General features: G+C 49.6%; 16 protein-coding genes. 5 read left to right on the top strand and 11 right to left on the bottom strand.

The window, feature by feature from the left end; all coding sequences use genetic code 11:
- Window positions 1-75: 75 nt before the first annotated feature.
- Window positions 76-813, top strand: a complete 738-nt coding sequence (locus tag PKI34_07310) for a T9SS type A sorting domain-containing protein (GenBank protein ID HNS17609.1) — start codon at window positions 76-78, stop codon at window positions 811-813.
- On the opposite strand, the gene metK is transcribed toward PKI34_07310, so the two are convergent.
- The 3 genes from metK to PKI34_07325 form a co-directional block, all read right to left on the bottom strand.
- The gene (metK, locus tag PKI34_07315; protein HNS17610.1) at window positions 800-2119 is read right to left on the bottom strand and encodes a methionine adenosyltransferase; all 1320 of its coding nucleotides are present in this window, start codon (window positions 2117-2119) and stop codon (window positions 800-802) included. The genes PKI34_07310 and metK overlap by 14 nt on opposite strands.
- Before the next feature lie 101 nt (window positions 2120-2220).
- Window positions 2221-3153 carry a gliding motility-associated ABC transporter ATP-binding subunit GldA gene (gldA, locus tag PKI34_07320; GenBank protein HNS17611.1) on the bottom strand — a complete coding sequence of 311 codons (933 nt, stop codon included), beginning with the start codon at window positions 3151-3153 and terminating at the stop codon, window positions 2221-2223.
- Between the two features lie 50 nt (window positions 3154-3203).
- Window positions 3204-3947: a hypothetical protein gene (locus tag PKI34_07325; GenBank protein HNS17612.1), complete on the bottom strand. Its 744-nt coding sequence runs from the start codon at window positions 3945-3947 to the stop codon at window positions 3204-3206.
- Between the two features lie 133 nt (window positions 3948-4080).
- On the opposite strand from PKI34_07325, the gene rplM reads away from it, so the two are divergent.
- The 4 genes from rplM to tsf all read left to right on the top strand — a co-directional run bounded on the left by rplM (window position 4081) and on the right by tsf (window position 6833).
- Window positions 4081-4536, top strand: coding sequence for a 50S ribosomal protein L13 (rplM, locus tag PKI34_07330; GenBank protein HNS17613.1), 456 nt, complete (start codon window positions 4081-4083; stop codon window positions 4534-4536).
- Window positions 4537-4539: 3 nt separating this feature from the next.
- Entirely contained in the window at window positions 4540-4926 is a 387-nt protein-coding gene (gene rpsI, locus PKI34_07335; protein ID HNS17614.1) for a 30S ribosomal protein S9, read from the top strand.
- 96 nt (window positions 4927-5022) lie between these two features.
- On the top strand, window positions 5023-5964 hold the full coding sequence (gene rpsB / locus PKI34_07340) for a 30S ribosomal protein S2 (protein ID HNS17615.1): 942 nt from the start codon (window positions 5023-5025) through the stop codon (window positions 5962-5964).
- A 32-nt stretch (window positions 5965-5996) separates the two neighbouring features.
- Window positions 5997-6833, top strand: a complete 837-nt coding sequence (tsf, locus tag PKI34_07345) for a translation elongation factor Ts (GenBank protein HNS17616.1) — start codon at window positions 5997-5999, stop codon at window positions 6831-6833.
- A gap of 58 nt (window positions 6834-6891) precedes the next feature.
- Here the strand turns inward: tsf and ftsZ are convergent, their stop codons facing one another.
- The 8 genes from ftsZ to mraY all read right to left on the bottom strand — a co-directional run bounded on the left by ftsZ (window position 6892) and on the right by mraY (window position 16985).
- Window positions 6892-8466, bottom strand: coding sequence for a cell division protein FtsZ (ftsZ, locus tag PKI34_07350; GenBank protein ID HNS17617.1), 1575 nt, complete (start codon window positions 8464-8466; stop codon window positions 6892-6894).
- Window positions 8467-8548: 82 nt separating this feature from the next.
- Window positions 8549-9829, bottom strand: coding sequence for a cell division protein FtsA (gene ftsA / locus PKI34_07355; protein HNS17618.1), 1281 nt, complete (start codon window positions 9827-9829; stop codon window positions 8549-8551).
- A 7-nt stretch (window positions 9830-9836) separates the two neighbouring features.
- Entirely contained in the window at window positions 9837-10637 is an 801-nt protein-coding gene (locus PKI34_07360) for an FtsQ-type POTRA domain-containing protein (GenBank protein HNS17619.1), read from the bottom strand.
- Window positions 10624-11994: a UDP-N-acetylmuramate--L-alanine ligase gene (gene murC / locus PKI34_07365; protein HNS17620.1), complete on the bottom strand. Its 1371-nt coding sequence runs from the start codon at window positions 11992-11994 to the stop codon at window positions 10624-10626. The genes PKI34_07360 and murC overlap by 14 nt, the downstream gene beginning before the upstream one ends.
- Before the next feature lie 7 nt (window positions 11995-12001).
- A complete protein-coding gene (gene murG, locus PKI34_07370) occupies window positions 12002-13111 on the bottom strand; it encodes an undecaprenyldiphospho-muramoylpentapeptide beta-N-acetylglucosaminyltransferase (GenBank protein ID HNS17621.1) in 1110 nt (369 codons plus the stop codon).
- A complete protein-coding gene (locus tag PKI34_07375) occupies window positions 13098-14249 on the bottom strand; it encodes a putative peptidoglycan glycosyltransferase FtsW (GenBank protein ID HNS17622.1) in 1152 nt (383 codons plus the stop codon). Before PKI34_07375 ends, murG begins: the two co-directional genes overlap by 14 nt.
- 78 nt (window positions 14250-14327) lie before the next feature.
- A complete protein-coding gene (gene murD / locus PKI34_07380; GenBank protein ID HNS17623.1) occupies window positions 14328-15707 on the bottom strand; it encodes a UDP-N-acetylmuramoyl-L-alanine--D-glutamate ligase in 1380 nt (459 codons plus the stop codon).
- Window positions 15708-15734: 27 nt separating this feature from the next.
- A complete protein-coding gene (gene mraY / locus PKI34_07385; protein ID HNS17624.1) occupies window positions 15735-16985 on the bottom strand; it encodes a phospho-N-acetylmuramoyl-pentapeptide-transferase in 1251 nt (416 codons plus the stop codon).
- Window position 16986: the final 1 nt, after the last annotated feature.

Raw genomic sequence — 16986 nt, forward strand, 5'->3', positions numbered from 1 at the left:
GCTTATGACTCATTCTTTTCAGTAATTTTGCACCAGTGTATTCTATCCTAACCGAAAATTTTTAAACGAGCGCTTATGAAAAAAATAGTACCACTGATCCTCTTTTTCAGCTTGGTTTCTTTCGCGGCAATCCCGCAGTCGCTTGAACTCTACCACGATGGGATGCTGTTGGCCAACGGTGAAAATGTCGCCGTACTGGAGAATCCTTCGGAATTTCTTATCACTGCGCACATCGGATTCAAGAACATCAGCACGGCCAGCATCCCTGTAAAGGTCAAGATGCATGAAGTGGATGTCATTGAGGGCACAACCCATTATTTTTGCTTCGGTGGCAGCTGCTATCCGCCCGGAACGGTTGAGTCCGCGGGTGCATATACACTGAATGCAGGTGAACTGAGCGAAAACCAGTTCTATGCCGACTATATGCCCAGCGGGATCCAGGGCACCTCCAGGGTGAAATATACATTCTTCAACGAAAACAATGTCGACGACAGTATTTGTGCTGTGGTCAGTTTCATATCGGGATACCTGGGTCTTACAGAGAACCTGCTGAACCAGATCAGACTTTCCGAAGCGTACCCTAATCCGGCAAACAGCTCCGCATCATTTAATTATACACTGCCTGCAGGGATTCACCTGGCAAGACTGGAAATGCACAACCTGCTGGGTTCGGTTGTCAGGGAGGCCGCCATTACTTATTTACAGGGCAAAATAACCATTCCTACAGCAGATCTTCAGGAAGGGATGTATTTTTACACATTGCGTGCCCAAGGTAAGTCAGTTTCCACTGGCAAACTGGTCATCCGGCATTGAAAGCTGCTTTTATCCGGTCAACGTAATCAAGCTTTTCCCAGGTAAAGAATTCAACCTCTTTCATATACCGCTTTGTTCCCTCAATGATCTCAACTTCCTTTTTATAGGGATCTCTTCCGAAATGCCCGTAGGTGGCAGTGGGTAAGTAGATCGGATTGGTAAGCCCAAGCCGGTCGATGATCGCACGTGGCCGGAGATCAAAAAGCTGAGTGACCATCCCGGCTATTTCGCTGTCTTTCCAAAGCTCGCCATTTTTTTTCCGTATGTTGACCGTGTCCATGGTGCTGATGTTCACGCTGAGTGGTTCCGCGACCCCGATCGCATAAGCAACCTGCACATGGACTTCGTCGGCAATGCCAGCAGCCACAAGGTTCTTGGCAATGTGTCGTGCAGCATAGGCTGCGGAGCGGTCAACCTTTGAAGCATCCTTTCCCGAAAAAGCCCCTCCTCCGTGGTATCCTTTTCCACCATAGGTATCAACGATGATCTTGCGTCCTGTCAGTCCGGTATCTCCGTGTGGTCCGCCAATGACGAATTTTCCTGTCGGGTTCACATAGAGCCTGTAGGTTTCATTGAACATCTTTTTGACGCGCTCCGGAACATCATTTCCAGCAAGTATCCTTGGGATCAATATGTTACGAATGTCTTCGGTAATTTTTTCGTTCATTTTCCGATCGGCTGCCGCGATGGATCGTTCATCCTCTCTTTCCGGTTTGATCCAATCATCATGCTGTGTCGAGACAAGGATGGTATGGATACGTCTTGGCTTTCGATCGTCATCATATTCGATCGTCACCTGGGATTTGGAGTCGGGCCTGATGTAGGGCATCAGATCGGTCTCTTTTCTTATTTTGGCCAGCTGTTGCATAAAGATCTGGGCTAACTCGATGGGCATCGGCATCAGGTTGTCCATTTCACGGGTGGCCATGCCGAACATCATTCCCTGATCACCCGCACCCTGATCGTTCTTTTGATCATCCTGTTTGACGACTCCGCGCGTGATATCCTGGGATTGTTCGTGGATGGCGGTGATGACTCCGCAGGAGTCAGCATCGAATTTATAGTCTGCATTAATGTATCCGATAGAACGGATCGTATCCCTGACCACTTTCTGAACATCCACCCAGCAATCGGTGAGGACTTCCCCGGCACACAGCACCAATCCGGTTGTGACCATTGTTTCGCAGGCAACCTTTGACTCGGGATCCCGGCGAAGAAATTCATCCAGCAAGGCATCGGATATCTGATCGGCAATCTTATCGGGATGGCCTTCCGAAACGGATTCTGACGTAAATAAAAATGACATAAATGTGTATATTTAGGTGTAACAGTGCATCGGGACAGTGCCGGATGGAAAAATGAAGCACACAGCAGATCTGCCCCGGTTAAGGGAGCAAAAATAATAATTTATTCCATCGAAGACCGTATTTCCTTTTTGGTCAGTTTTTGGAATACCTTCTCCAGGCTCTGTTCCTGTTTTGAAAGGGAGAGAACGGTCAGACCCGACTGCACCGCGAACCGGAAGATTCCGGGGCGGATGTCGCCTGAGGTTGCTGACCGGATATGGTAGGCATTTCCCCCAAGATGCTTCACTTCCAGTGCACCGGGAAGCTTCTTCAGATCATCTGCCTTGACTGGTCCGCTGAATTCGACCAGGATAACATCAAAATCCGGGGAGAATTTCGACAGTTTTGCGGGATGATCGTCAGCAATGATTTTCCCGTGGTCGATGATGATGGCCCGTGTACACACGGCCTCCACCTCCTGCATGATGTGGGTGGAGAGCATCACTGTTTTCTCCCTGCCAATTTCACGGATCAAATTTCGTATTCCTTCCAGCTGATTTGGATCCAGGCCTGAAGTCGGTTCGTCCATGATCAAAACATCAGGATCGTGGATCAGCACCTGGGCCAGTCCGACACGCTGACGGTATCCCTTCGACAGGGATCCGATCGTTTTGTGTTGCTCTTCCCCAAGTCCGGTCATGTCAATGATTTCAGCAACACGCCGCTGGGAATTTTTCCCTAAGCGAAAGATACCTGCGATGAATGAAAGGTATTCTCTTACGTACATATCCGTATACAGGGGATTATTCTCAGGAAGGTATCCAATCCGCCGGCGTACCTGTATCGACTCCGACATCACATCGAAGCCATCAACAAGAACCTGCCCGTGGGTCGGGGGAATGAAGCAGGCGATGATTTTCATCAACGTTGATTTCCCGGCGCCGTTAGGTCCCAGCAGGCCCGCAATCTCACCGCGCTGAAGGGAAAAGGTGATGTCATCCAGTGCATGCTGCTCACCATAATTTTTGGTCACGTGAATGATTTCGACCGACATACCGCCTCTTTTTCAAATGCCGTGCGAAAATACAAAAAAGATGAACGGGTTCATCCTGATTCGGGTGGTTTGAAGGAACGTTCCCTCCGCCCACGTGTCACATAAAGGGCCAGGGCCGCCCCGTGCAGTATGCATCCCGGAACAAAAAGCCACCACTGAAAACGGCGGGGGATGAAAAGGGTGGACAGGCGGGTGATTTCCTCCTGGTTGTTTCTGCTGAAGATTTCCGCCAGTGTTAGCTGACCAAGCAGGAATCGCGTGAACTCTTCGGTATACGCCACATAGACCAGTATGGCACCCGCAATCAACAATCCCCATTCCCTGCCCGACAGGTTGGGATCCCGATGCTGGTTGGAAAAGAACAGGATCATCATACCCAATCCGATCATCGCGGCGGAGTTGATCACGGGTGCGACCACAGGCCCTGACCATAAGACGGGTATCAGAAAGAGAACATCCCAGGTCAGCCAGGAGGGTGGCCAGCCGATGAGGCATTTCAGAAAGACATAGTAAAAAATATCCCAAATCCCGAATGAGAGCAGGAAGACGGCGAACACTTCCACGGGCCTCTTTCCCAGCAGGAATCCGATGCTTGCCAACATGACCAGCGTGGCCGCTTCCCGCAGCAATTCGGTCAGTGCAATTGCCGGATCCATTGGACTGAGCGGAAAATCAAATCCACCGGGATAGTAGATCTCCCGGATGTAGATGACCACGGCACTTTCCAGAAAGGCCATGGCAATTGCAAAAGCCGCAACAACAATGATTTTCCCGGTTAACTTACCTGTGATCATAGGTTAACGTTACACGAAAATACAAAAATTTACGGATGAAAAAATTGTCTTGTGCAAAATTTGTTAAATCAAAAATAGTGTTCTATCTTTGCAGCCCTTTTTACGGGGGAGATAAATGCATAAACAGACATCGATGGATACCTTAAGTTATAAAACAATAAGCGCAAACAAACAGGGTGTTGTAAAGGAATGGTTCCTGTTGGATGCCGAAGGTCAGGTTTTAGGACGTCTGGCAAGCAAGGTCGCCAACATCCTGAGGGGAAAGAACAAGCCCTGTTTCACTCCCCACGCGGATTGTGGTGATTATGTGATCATTATCAATGCTGACAAGATCAAGCTGACGGGTAAGAAGCTTACCGACAAACAATATGTTCGTCATACAGGTTACCCCGGCGGTCAGCGTATGAAATCGCCGCAGGAGCTTTTGGTGAAAAAACCGACCGCTGTGGTTGAAATGGCGATCAAGGGGATGTTGCCCCGAAACAGGCTTGGCAGTGCGTTATTCCGTAATCTTCATGTCTATGCGGGAAACGAACACGAACACCAGGCTCAGCAACCCAAATTGATAAATCTAAATACGCTCAGATAATTTATGGACATTACGAAAACATCGGGCAGAAGAAAAACAGCCATTGCACGGATTTACCTCAAGGAAGGCACGGGAGTGATCACGGTGAACAAACGCGATTACAAGGAGTATTTTAACACTCCCAATCTGCAGTATATTGTACGTCAGCCTTTTGAAATAACAGATACCGTTGATAAGTACGATATCACGGCCAATCTTTCCGGCGGTGGTTACAACGGGCAGGCGGAAGCGCTCCGGCTGGCCATCTCCAAGTCGCTGTGTGATCTGAATCCCGATTTTCGTCCTCCTCTCAAAGCGAAAGGTCTTTTAAGAAGAGATCCGCGCATGGTGGAACGGAAAAAGCCGGGACAGCCGGGTGCACGGAAAAGATTCCAGTTCAGCAAGCGATAGTTTTGATAAGAAGTTTAGTATCTAAATTGCTGAGACTCACCTCGCTGTGGCTACTCAGCAATTGCTTGAACAGAAGGTAAACTTAACCCTAACAACATGCCAAGAACCAATTTTAATGATTTATTGGATGCCGGTGTACATTTCGGGCATCTCAAAAGAAAGTGGAACCCCAATATGGCTCCCTATATTTTCATGGAGCGCAATGGCATCCATATCATCGATCTTTATAAGACGATGGCCAAGATTGACGAAGCAGCCTCTGCCCTGAAACAGATCTCCAAGTCAGGAAAAAAGGTACTTTTTGTCGCAACGAAAAAGCAGGCCAAGGAGATCGTGGCCCAGCACGTCAGACGTGTCAACATGCCTTACGTCACTGAACGGTGGCCTGGAGGTATGCTGACGAACTTTTCCACGATCCGTAAAGCGGTTCGAAAGATGACATCACTGGACAAAATGATCAAAAGTCCTGCGTTCAAGAATATGTCCAAAAGAGAGCGTCTCCAGATCAGCCGCGAGAAGGCCAAACTTGAAAAGCAGCTGGGCAGCATTGTCGACCTGAACCGTCTGCCCTCTGCACTGTTCATTGTGGATATCTGCAAGGAACATATCGCTGTTGCAGAAGCGCGTAAACTCAATATCCCAACCTTTGCGATCGTGGATACCAACTCCAATCCCAATGAAGTTGATTTCCCCATCCCTTCCAATGATGATGCCTCCAAAGCGATTGACCTCATCGTCGGGATCATGATCGATGCCATCGAGGAAGGACTTGGAGAAAGGAAAGTGGACAAGGAGAGACGTTTGATAGAGGAAGAACATGAAGAGGAACTGGAGGATAAGTCCATTCTGGAGTCCTCATTTGAAGAGCTTGAAGAAGAAGAGGAAGAGGTTGCTACGCCAGCCTTGATAGGAAGAAAACCCATCCTTGAGGTCGGTCCTCAGAAAATGAAGGAGGTGCCGGGAGAAGAGCCAGGAAGGGCCAAACGCCCACGGAAGGTCATCTCCAAGGCCTCCAAAAAACCAATAACAAGGAAATAATCATTCATTTACTATCCATAAATCAATACAGAATGGCAAATATAACTGCGGCTGATGTCCAGAAACTGAGACAACTCACAGGAGCCGGCATGATGGATTGCAAGCATGCGCTCAATGAAAGCAATGGTGATTTTGAAAAAGCGATTGAATACCTGCGGAAGAAGGGACAGAAGATCGCCGCAAAACGCGCTGAAAGGGATGCCAATGAAGGATTCGTTCTGGCTGCTGCTGATCCGGATCATACGTATGCTGTCAATGTAATGGTCAACTGCGAAACGGATTTTGTGGCTAAGAATCAGGAATTCAGTGATTTTGTAAAATACAGTGTCGAGCGCTCGCTCCTGGTAAAACCCAAATCCCTGGATGAATTTAAACGTATGGATCTTGCCGGCCGTACGGTTCAGGAAAACCTGATGGATCTGATGGGTAAAATCGGTGAAAAACTTGAGATAGCGCACTTTGAAGTCATTGAGGCCCCTATGGTGACTGCCTATAATCATTTTGGCAACCGGCTGGCCACCATTGTCGGCTTCAATAAAAGGGGAGAGGAATCTGTCAGGGAAGCTGCTCATCAGGTTGCCATGCAGGTGGCTGCCATGAACCCGGTTGCTGTTGATAAGGAGGATGTGGATCCCGTCATCGTTGAACGGGAGATGGAAATCGGAAAGGAACAGGCCAGACTGGAAGGCAAACCGGAACAGATGCTGGACAAAATTGCCCAGGGCAAGCTGAATAAGTTCTACAAGGATAGTACTCTGATGAATCAGGAATTTATCCGTGACAATACCAAAACGATCCGCCAGTTCCTGGAGTCAGCCGATAAGGAATTGAAAGTGACTGGTTTTAAACGCTTGATGCTGGGTGCCTAGGCTAACAGCTTATTTGAAGGAACGTTCGATGCTCGCGTATGTTCCTGGCTGTTAGGAATCAATCAACGTTATCGTGTAAAAAAGAATTGTTGGTTCTGATCTCGCTGTTTTGTTCTTCATCAACCGACAGGGTGTATTTTGGTACAAATGAAGCGGCCGACGGCGGGACTTCGCTAAGTTTGACATTTCTTCTGAGGTAGGCCGGTTCGTTTTCCAGCTCCGTAAGCCCGCTGGGTGTTCGTAATTTCAGGCTGAGATCCTTTAGTTTCCTTATGCGTTCTCTTGCCCGCACTTCAATATCGTTCATCTCCTCTTCCTGCAGTTCCCGCGAAGAATCGCCAGCCTGGATTCCTGTACCGGATGTTTTCAGTTCTTTGCCGGCCGTATCGGGTTCGTGAAGTTCATTGAGCAGTGACGGGCGGTCTTCTTCATCAGTAACGGGAGTGAGAATGCCAAGATCAATGGGTGCAGCAGCAGTCTCCAGGTACGGTGATTCAGCGGGAACATTGATTTTGGTGCTTGTTTCCTGAGGCTTGTTGATGAGTTTGATCTCATTCAGCAGTTCTTCTCTTTCGCTGAGACGGCATTTTTCGGGACCCGATCCGCTTTCATCCAGATTATGGATGACAACGTTCTCTTTTTTGATGACGTTCGTTTTTTTATCGGATTTATTTGGAGTGAATCCGGTTGCGATGATCGTAATGCTGATGCGGTCTCCCAGGGATTCTTCCGTACCGTTACCCCAGATGATTTCAGCACTGTTACCTGATTCGGTTTGAATGTATTCGGTAATTTCGCTGACTTCATCCATGGAGATTTCATCCGTACCGGAGCAGATGTAAAGCAGGATATTACTGGCCCCCTTAATGTTGTTGTCGTTCAGAAGGGGTGAGTTGAGCGCTGTTTCCACGGCAACGCGTGCACGGTTCTGCCCTTCGGCCAGGCCCGTACCCATGATGGCTACGCCACTGTCCTTCATGACTGTTTTTACATCTTCAAAGTCAACATTGATATAACCCGGGACCGTAATGATCTCTGCGATTCCCCTGGCAGCCGTGGTCAGGATGTCGTCCGCCTTACCAAAAGCTTCCGAGAGCTTGAGGTTCCCGTACTGTTCCCTGAGTTTATCATTGGAGATGATCAGCAGTGTATCCACATATTTGCGCATTTCTTCAACGCCCAGGTCTGCCTGTTGGCGTCTTTTCCTTCCTTCGAAAGAGAACGGGAGCGTGATGATCCCTACGGTCAGGATACCGAGTTCCTTGGCCACCTGGGCAATGACGGGTGCTCCTCCGGTTCCGGTACCTCCTCCCATGCCTGCCGTGATGAAGAGCATCTGGGTGTCTTCCTGCAGCAATGCTTTGATCTGGTCAATGTTTTCCAGGGCGGCTTCCCTTCCGACCGAGGGGATGGATCCGGCGCCAAGCCCTCTGGATCCAAGCTGAACTTTATTGGGAACTTTGCTGCTTGTGAGTGCCTGTGCATCTGTGTTGCAGATGATGAAGTCAACCCCTTTGATCCCCTGGTCCAACATGTGGTTGACGGCATTTCCTCCTCCTCCCCCTACACCAAGGACTTTAATGATGGAAGACTGATTGCTGGGCGACTCAATAGTAATCATTTGGGTTTTCATAATTTCGGTGTTAAAATTATACGTTTCGTGTGCATCTTTTCTTGAATGGCCGTATTTTATTTATCCACAGCCGGATTGTTAATTACTTCTGGTTGATGTCCTCTTCATCGAACCAGGCTTTGATTTTATCAAAAAAGCCGGGACGTTCCTTATGGTGATTCCTTTTAGCCTTCATCATCTGGTTTCCGGTGAATTTCGATTTTTCCTTCTCAGCCCTTTCCAGTCCGATCATCACCAGTCCGACACCGGTAGCATACATGGGGCTGGCGATATCTTCCGGCACCAGCGGGCCAAGGTGCTCGTTGGGGTAACCGATCCGCGTGTCCATGCCGGTCATGAATTCTGTCAGCTGGGCAATATGCCGTAACTGGGCGCCTCCACCCGTCAGGACAATCCCCGCGATCAGTTTCTTCTCATAGCCGGAGTTTTTGATCTCAAAGTAGATATGTTCGATGATCTCCTCCATACGTGCCTGGATGATACTGGCGAGGTTCTTCAGGGAAATTTCCCTGGGAGGCCTTCCGCGCAACCCGGGAATGGAAACGATCTCTTCATCCTTGCTTTCGCTGGCCAGGGCGGAACCAAACTTCACTTTCAGCTCCTCGGCATGCCGCTTGATGATCGTGCAGCCTTCCTTCACATCTTCCGTGATAATGTCTCCTCCCAGGGGAATGACGGCCGTATGGCGTATGATCCCTTCCTGGAAGATAGCGATATCCGATGTGCCGCCCCCGATGTCCACCAGGACCACTCCAGCCTCTTTTTCCTCTTCGCTGAGAACGGCCACTGCGGAGGCCATAGGTTCCAGGATCAGCTCATTGACCTCCAGGCCCGCTTTCTTGACACACTTATAAATGTTTTTGGCTGCCGTGGTCTGGCCGGTGATGATATGAAAATTTGCTTCCATCGAAATTCCCGACATGCCTTTGGGTTCCTTGATATATTGTTCACCGTCAATGGTGAATTCCTGCGGGATCACTTCAATGATCTCTTCACCGGGGTTCATCGCCAGCTTGAACATGCTTTCTGTCAGGTTATCAATGTCTTCCTGCGTGATCTCCTCGTCAATGTTGCTGCGGATCACCCCCCCGTGATGCTGGAGACTTTTGATGTGCTGGCCGGCAATACCCACACTGACCGTCGCAATGTCGACTCCTGAGTTCATTTCTGCCATCTGTACGGCTCGCTGGATCGAAGAAACGGTTTGCTCTATATTGGACACGACACCCCGGCGCACCCCTATCGATTCGGTTTGACCCACGCCAAGGATCTCTATCTTGCCAAATTCGTCCTTCCTTCCGGCAACAGCCGCTATCTTGGTGGTACCAATGTCAAGCCCGACAATGATTTCTGATGGTTCCATAACTATTCTATTTTGTGCAAACAATCTGGTTTTTATAAGTTAGGTTCACTGACGTGTAAACATCCCATCCCGCATACCTGACTCCTTCCGTGTAAAAAGCGATGAGCTTATCGAATTTGCTTTCCATGTTCTCAAGATCTCCAAAAACAATGACGTGGTCGCCAACTTTCGGGATCATCTCAGCATTCTGCGCTTCATTGATATAGATCTGCTCGATCTGTGCTTTGAGAAACGCATTGTCTTCGATGATTAACGCAAGATTATAGATGACTTCCAGGGGTGAAGCCTGGCTGATCTCCCCGGCCGGGAGATGCTGTTTCCTGCGTAATGGTAACGATGGAGTGAGACTGTCGGAGATCTCCCCGGTGGCCAGGATTGCCGGAAGGATGACGTCCGGGTGCAGCGGCATCAAATGCCCATCTGTGCTAATGTAGAAGTTTTCCTGCTTTTGGTTTACGATCCTGGCAAGAGGTGCACGCTGTACGATGTCAATGTGCAGGCTGCCCGGGATCCGGCTGTGTACATTGGCGTCGGCAATGTATGCGTTGCTTTTCAGCCTGTTCTCCAGATCCTCCAGTGGGATCTCTCCAAAAGGCTGACCGATCATTCTGTTCTTACTGTTACCAATGATATTCATCACATCCTCTTCGGTGATCAGGTGGGCGTTTGGTGTCCGCTCAATGGTGATCTCAATGCTGGCAAGCTTCAAATCACCGTTCTTATGGTCGATGAATCCCATGAGGACGACCATTGATCCTGCAAGAAGGACCCAGAACAGGATGATCAATATCTTTTTAACCAACTTCATATTTTTCCTTTAACACCTTTTCGATCTCTTTGACTTTCTCTCCGATATCACCTGCACCCAGACTCAGTAAAACCTCGATGGGTCTGTTTGAAATTTCTTCCGGCAAATCATCCAATCTGCAAAGGCATTTCTGTTTTAATTGAACCATGGATAACAGCATGCGTGAACTGATGCCCCTGATGGGCTTTTCCCTGGCCGGATAGATGCCGAGCAGGATCAATTCATCCAGCTGACTGAGGCTTTTTGCAAAGTCTTCCGCAAAGTCACGGGTGCGTGTGTACAGGTGCGGTTGGAAGATCCCGGTGATCTTCCGTTCAGGGTAGAGTTCCCGTACTGCCTGGATGCAGGCGCTGATCTCGCGGGGATGATGGGCATAATCATCAATGTAGACCACCGGGTCGGTCATCACCCTGAAATCAAATCTTCGTTCTACGCCTGCAAATGAAGCAAGAGCCTGACGGATAACGCTTTCATCCATTCCAGCCAGGGTTGTTGCTGCAACGGCAGTGGCTGCATTCTCAACATTGAACCTTCCCGGTACACCCATCTGCAGGTCTGCATAGGGTTTATCCGGTAAGTGAATGTCGAGGTACTGTTTTCCACCTGAATACCGGATATTGCTGGCGAAAACCGAGGCTTTGGAAGGTGAGACTGAAACGGTCCAGGTGTTGTGTCTTGAAGGGAAGTGATCCTGAATGGAGCTGTTGACGACCAGGTAACCGTTTTTTCTGACCTTGGAGGAAAATTCCAGGTAGGATGCAACCATTTGATCCGATGATCCATAGACATCAAGGTGATCGGCATCCATTGCACTGATGATGAGGATATCAGGGGTAAGTGACAGAAACGACCGGTCATATTCATCCGCTTCAACGACCATTATTTCGGGGTTCCGGTCATCAACAAGGTTGGACCCGTAATTTCGGCTGATCCCTCCGATAAAGGACGTGACGCGGATCTCTGCTGTTTTGAGGATGTGGGTAACCATCGCAGTGATCGTTGTCTTGCCGTGGGTGCCCGAAACGGCTATCGTGAAGTTGTTTTTTGTCAATTCACCCAGCACTTCGGCCCGTTTCATCATGGGGAATCCTTTGTCCTTCAGGTAAACGAACTCCGAATTGTCCGGAGGTATGGCAGGAGTGTAAATGACCAGATCAGGAACGAAGGGAATCCTGCTGACATCTTGCTCGAAATGTACGGGAATTCCCTCCTGTACAAGCAGGTCCGTAAGCGAGGATTTGTTTTTGTCGTAACCGGCAACCTGTTTCCCGCGGTTTCGGAAATAGCGAGCCTGGGCGCTCATGCCAATTCCCCCGATCCCGAGGAAATAAATGTTATGTATGCTGGCGAGATCCACGTTCAATTCATCTTTTCATCAGACGGACGGCTTCCTGTGCTATTTTAAAGGCAGCATCGGCAGATCCCATTTTCCCGATCTCTTCCCTGAGCTGCTGCTGCTGCTCTTTGTTTTTTATCAATTCCATCACTGTTTCGGCAAAAGACCTATGCAGATCTTCATCCCTGATCATCAGGGCAGCGTGGTTTTCAACCAGCTTCAGGGCATTTTTCGTTTGGTGATCCTCCGCCGCGTGGGGCAGGGGAACCAGGATGGCTGGTTTCATTACCAGGCATAATTCCGAGATAGCGATCGCGCCGGCACGGCTCACCACCACGTCAGCTGCTGCATAGGCAAGGTCCATTCGCTCAATGAATGAATGGACGTGTATGTGTTCACTGAAACGATCGTTAACGAGTTCCCCGGCCCTGTCGAAGAAGGGGTGACCGGTTTGCCAGATGACCTGTATGCCGGCATTGCAGAAAGTTTCCAGGTGAGCTGCCATGGCCTGGTTGACCGATAAGGCACCCTGGCTGCCGCCGATGATCAGCAGGGTGGCTTTGTTTTCATCCAGACCGAAAAAGCTGACCGCCTCTTCCCTTTTTCCCGTGATCCTGACAACATCCTCCCTCACCGGGTTGCCCGTAAAGATGATCTTTTTCACCGGGAAATACCGATCCATGCCCTGATGTGCCACACAGATGCAATCGGCCTGTTTTGCCAGCAACCTGTTGGTGATGCCGGGGTAGGAGTTCTGTTCGTGGATCAGCGTTGGAATATGGCGCCTGGCAGCCGCTTTCAGCGCCGGACCACTGGCGTATCCGCCTGTACCAATGACGACATCGGGCTGAAAACGCTTTATGATCCGGCCGGCAGCCACTAAACTGACCAGAACCTTCAGCGGGAAAAGCAGGTTCTTCAGCGACAGTTTCCGCTGGAATCCACTGATCCATATCCCCTTGATTGGATACCCTGCATGGGGAACCTTTTGCATCTCCATCCGGCCTTTGGCTCCCACAAAAAGGATCTCCGGATCATTCAGCATCCGTTTCAGTGCGTTGGCGATCGCGATGGCAGGAAAAATATGGCCACCTGTGCCACCGCCGCTGAGCAATATGTGTTTTTTATCCCGCGACATATTCTTTTGAAATCTCTTCGTTTATATCATCATCCTGAATTTCAAGGTCCCTGCTCACACTCACGATGACCCCCAGGGCAATGAATGTGAACCACATGGAGGTGCCGCCCATGCTGATCAGAGGCAGCGTCTGGCCGGTCACGGGTACGAGGTTGACGGCCACGGCCATGTTGACCATCGCCTGAAAGACAATGCTGAATCCCAGTCCCAAGGCCAGGAATGAACCAAACGACCGCTGACATCGAAGGGCGATCCGAATGGTTCGGTAGAACAGGATCATGTAAAGCAATACCACCACGGTCCCTCCCACCAGACCGAAACTCTCGATGATGATCGCAAAAATGAAATCCGAGTAGGGGTGAGGCAGGAAATTTTTCTGACTGCTGTTCCCCGGTAACTTGCCAAGGATACCTCCGTTGGCGATGGCGATTTTAGCCTGATCGATCTGATAATGATCTTCGCTCTGGGGATTGATGTAGCTTTCGATTCGTTGTTTCCACGTGCCAAACCTGCCTACTTCAGGATTCCTGTAGACAATGACAAAGAAAATGACCAGCACCACACTGCCGATGCCAATCAACGACAGTATGTACCTGATGTTGACCCTGCCCAGGAACATCAGGATCACGCAGGTGATGAACAGGAGGGCTGCCGTGGAAAAATTTGAGGGCAGGATCAGACCGCAGGTGACAATGACCGGAACGATGATCGGAACAAAAGCGGATCGGAAGTCCTTGATGGCGTCTTGTTTTTTAGTGAGCAGCCGGGCCAGGAACATGATCAGGGCCAGCTTGGCAAAATCGGAAGGCTGAAAGGAGAAGTTCAATACTTTATACCACCGGCTGGCATCGTGAATGGTCGTGCCGAAGAAGAGGGTCAGAACCAGCAGTGGTACGGCAACATACAGTGCAATCTGTGCGATCCGGGAATAATAGCTATACCGGATGCGGTGCGCAACATACATCAATCCGAGGGCAAGCAGGAGAATGATCACGTGTTTGAACAGGTAATATTCCGTGTTCCCGCCCTGGTACTTGTAGGCCAGGGTTCCTGTCGTACTGTAAACGGCAACAATGGAAATGATCGACAGCATGAACACCACCACCCAGATCACCCTGTCGCCCTGAAAACTCTTCATTTTATCCTAATTTTATACTTCTTCAAATATTTCTCCTTTCTCCTCTCTCCTCTCTCCTCTCTCCTCTCTCCTCTCTCCTCACAGCCTCCTCACCTCCTCCTTGAATTGCCTGCCCCTGTCTTCATAGTTCTCGAACAGGTCGAAGCTGGCACAGGCCGGTGAAAGGAGGACAACATCTCCCGGGATGCCCAGCCGGTAGGCGACTTCGACTGCTTTGTTTGCTGAACGGGTTTCCACGATCAGTTCAACAATGTCCTTGAAAGCGTCGATGATCTTCTGGTTGTCTTTCCCCAGGCAGACGATGGCCTTGACTTTCGCCTTCACCATCTCGCAAAGCATGGAATAGTTATTCCCTTTATCCGTACCGCCTGCAATCCAGATGATGGGCCGGTTGATGGACTCCAGGGCATACCAGGCCGAATTCACATTGGTGGCCTTGGAATCGTTAATGAATTCGATCCCGTGAACCTTTGCAACAAACTCAAGCCGGTGCTCCACCTGCTGGAAGTCCGAAAGGCTTTCTTTTACAATTTCCTTCCTCAGATCCAGGAGCCTGGTGGCAATACCTGCGGCAAGTGAATTGTAAATGTTGTGGCGGCCCTGCAATGCCAAACTTTCAAGTGTCATGGTAAAAAGTTCGTTATGTGTGTTAATGATGATCGCATTTTCTTTTTTACCTGTTCGGGAAGAAGTGACCTGCAACGGTCTTTCAAGCCATCCTCCCTGGTCCGGCGGTTTCTGAAGAACTGAAAAGGGGTATTTCCTTGCCATGATCGCCCGTCGGGGGATTTCTGAAGTGATGACCCCATCGTCCAGGCAGTAGATAAAAGCATCCTCTGCGGTCTGGTTACGCGTGATCCGGAATTTGGAATCCGTATAATTGCTGAACAGGTAATCGTATCTGTCGAGGTGGTCGGGTGTAATGTTCATCAGTACAGCTATCTCAGCCCTGAAATCGTTCAGGTCGTCCAGCTGAAAACTGCTGATCTCCAGCACCCAGAAGGCATGGTCGCCTCCGGCCAGCTGCATGGCAAATCCGGAACCGACATTACCGGCTATGGCCACGTCAAGTCCTGCTTTTTTGAGAATATGGCCGGTCAGTAAGGTTGTGGTCGTTTTTCCGTTACTGCCCGTGATGCAGATCTTTTTTCCGGTGCAGTACCGACCGGCAAATTCGATTTCACCCGTCACCGGAATGCCCGCCTGACGGATACGCCGGATCAATGCGGAGCTTTCGGGAATGCCGGGACTTTTGATCACTTCATCCGCTTCAAGGATCCGCTCAAGGGTATGTTTGTCTTCTTCGTATGGGATCCCATTCACTTTCAGCAGGGTTTTGTACTTTTCCCGGATGATGCCCTGATCGCTGACAAAGACCGAATGACCCTTCTGCCTGGCCAGTAAGGCCGCACCTGCTCCACTTTCACCGGCGCCCACGACAACGATATTTTTCTTCAGTGCATTCACGCGATGACTCTTTTCTGTTTACCTCATCTTTAAAGTTATGACCGAGAATACTGCCAGCAGAATCCCGATGATCAGAAAACGCTGAACGATTTTTGGTTCGGGGTACCCCCGCATCTGGTAATGATGGTGCAGGGGAGCCATCTTAAAGATCCGCCTTCCCTCACCGAACCGTATCCGGGTGTATTTGAACCAGCCGACCTGGATCATTACCGATAGACTCTCGGCCAGGAAAATACCGCACAGAACCGGAATAAGAAGTTCTTTCCTGATCAGGACGGCGCATACCGCGATAGCCCCGCCCAGCGACAGGCTTCCGGTGTCGCCCATGAACACCTGGGCAGGAAAGGAGTTGTACCACAAAAAACCGATGCAGGCCCCGACAAAGGCACTGATATAGATCGCCAGCTCACCCAGATTGGGTATGTACATGATGTTGAGGTAATCGGCAAAGATGATATTCCCCGACACCCATGCCAGGATCCCCAGCGTGGCACCCACAATGGCGGAAGTTCCCGTAGCCAGGCCATCCAGTCCATCGGTCAGGTTGGCTCCGTTCGATACTCCGATAATGATCAGGATGACCAGCGGTACATAGATCAGAAAGGCCCAGTCCTGATAATTTTTACCAAAAAATTTCAGTGCCCTGGCATAGTCCAGTTCATTGTTCTTGACAAACGGGATCGTCGTCTTCGTTGACTTAACGGCCTCATTGCTAAACTGGACTTTTGCAGGTAATTGGTTTTCAACGGATTCTAAGATTGTTGTGCCTGTGTCAGGAGTGGGGATCTTTTCACGGATCACGATGTTGTCGTTGAACAGGATCGTCAGTCCGATCACCAGCCCTAAACTGACCTGTCCGAGGATTTTGAACTTGCCGGCCAGTCCTTTTTTGTTTTTCTTGAAAACCTTGATGTAATCATCAATAAAACCGATGGTGCCAAGCCATAGGGTAGAAATGAGCATCAGGATGATGTAAATGTTGTCGAGCCGGGCAAAGAAAAGGGTCGGCACCAGGATCGCGCTCAGAATGATCAGTCCTCCCATGGTTGGCGTACCGGCTTTTTCCATCTGCCCATCCAGTCCGAGCTCGCGAACTGATTCCCCGATCTGTTTTTTCTGGATCAGCCTGATCATCGATTTGCCAAATACCATCGAAATAAGTAATGATGTGATCACCGCCAGTGCAGCACGGAACGAAATGTATTGAAAAGCTCCTGCTCCGGGAAGGTCAAAGGCTTGATCAAGGTATTTGAACAGGTAATAGAACATA

The sequence above is a fragment of the Bacteroidales bacterium genome, assembly GCA_035342335.1.
GTDB lineage: Bacteria > Bacteroidota > Bacteroidia > Bacteroidales > JAGONC01 > JAGONC01.

What these genes read in the sequence shown, in the direction of transcription:
- metK (HNS17610.1), bottom strand. Translation starts at nt 2,119, where the DNA reads ATGTCATTTTTATTTACGTCAGAATCCGTTTCGGAAGGCCATCCCGAT.
- ftsA (HNS17618.1), bottom strand. Translation starts at nt 9,829, where the DNA reads ATGGAACCATCAGAAATCATTGTCGGGCTTGACATTGGTACCACCAAG.
- ftsZ (HNS17617.1), bottom strand. Translation starts at nt 8,466, where the DNA reads ATGAAAACCCAAATGATTACTATTGAGTCGCCCAGCAATCAGTCTTCC.
- PKI34_07310 (HNS17609.1), top strand. Translation starts at nt 76, where the DNA reads ATGAAAAAAATAGTACCACTGATCCTCTTTTTCAGCTTGGTTTCTTTC.
- rpsB (HNS17615.1), top strand. Translation starts at nt 5,023, where the DNA reads ATGCCAAGAACCAATTTTAATGATTTATTGGATGCCGGTGTACATTTC.
- rpsI (HNS17614.1), top strand. Translation starts at nt 4,540, where the DNA reads ATGGACATTACGAAAACATCGGGCAGAAGAAAAACAGCCATTGCACGG.
- PKI34_07375 (HNS17622.1), bottom strand. Translation starts at nt 14,249, where the DNA reads ATGAAGAGTTTTCAGGGCGACAGGGTGATCTGGGTGGTGGTGTTCATG.
- rplM (HNS17613.1), top strand. Translation starts at nt 4,081, where the DNA reads ATGGATACCTTAAGTTATAAAACAATAAGCGCAAACAAACAGGGTGTT.
- mraY (HNS17624.1), bottom strand. Translation starts at nt 16,985, where the DNA reads ATGTTCTATTACCTGTTCAAATACCTTGATCAAGCCTTTGACCTTCCC.
- murG (HNS17621.1), bottom strand. Translation starts at nt 13,111, where the DNA reads ATGTCGCGGGATAAAAAACACATATTGCTCAGCGGCGGTGGCACAGGT.
- gldA (HNS17611.1), bottom strand. Translation starts at nt 3,153, where the DNA reads ATGTCGGTCGAAATCATTCACGTGACCAAAAATTATGGTGAGCAGCAT.
- PKI34_07325 (HNS17612.1), bottom strand. Translation starts at nt 3,947, where the DNA reads ATGATCACAGGTAAGTTAACCGGGAAAATCATTGTTGTTGCGGCTTTT.
- PKI34_07360 (HNS17619.1), bottom strand. Translation starts at nt 10,637, where the DNA reads ATGAAGTTGGTTAAAAAGATATTGATCATCCTGTTCTGGGTCCTTCTT.
- tsf (HNS17616.1), top strand. Translation starts at nt 5,997, where the DNA reads ATGGCAAATATAACTGCGGCTGATGTCCAGAAACTGAGACAACTCACA.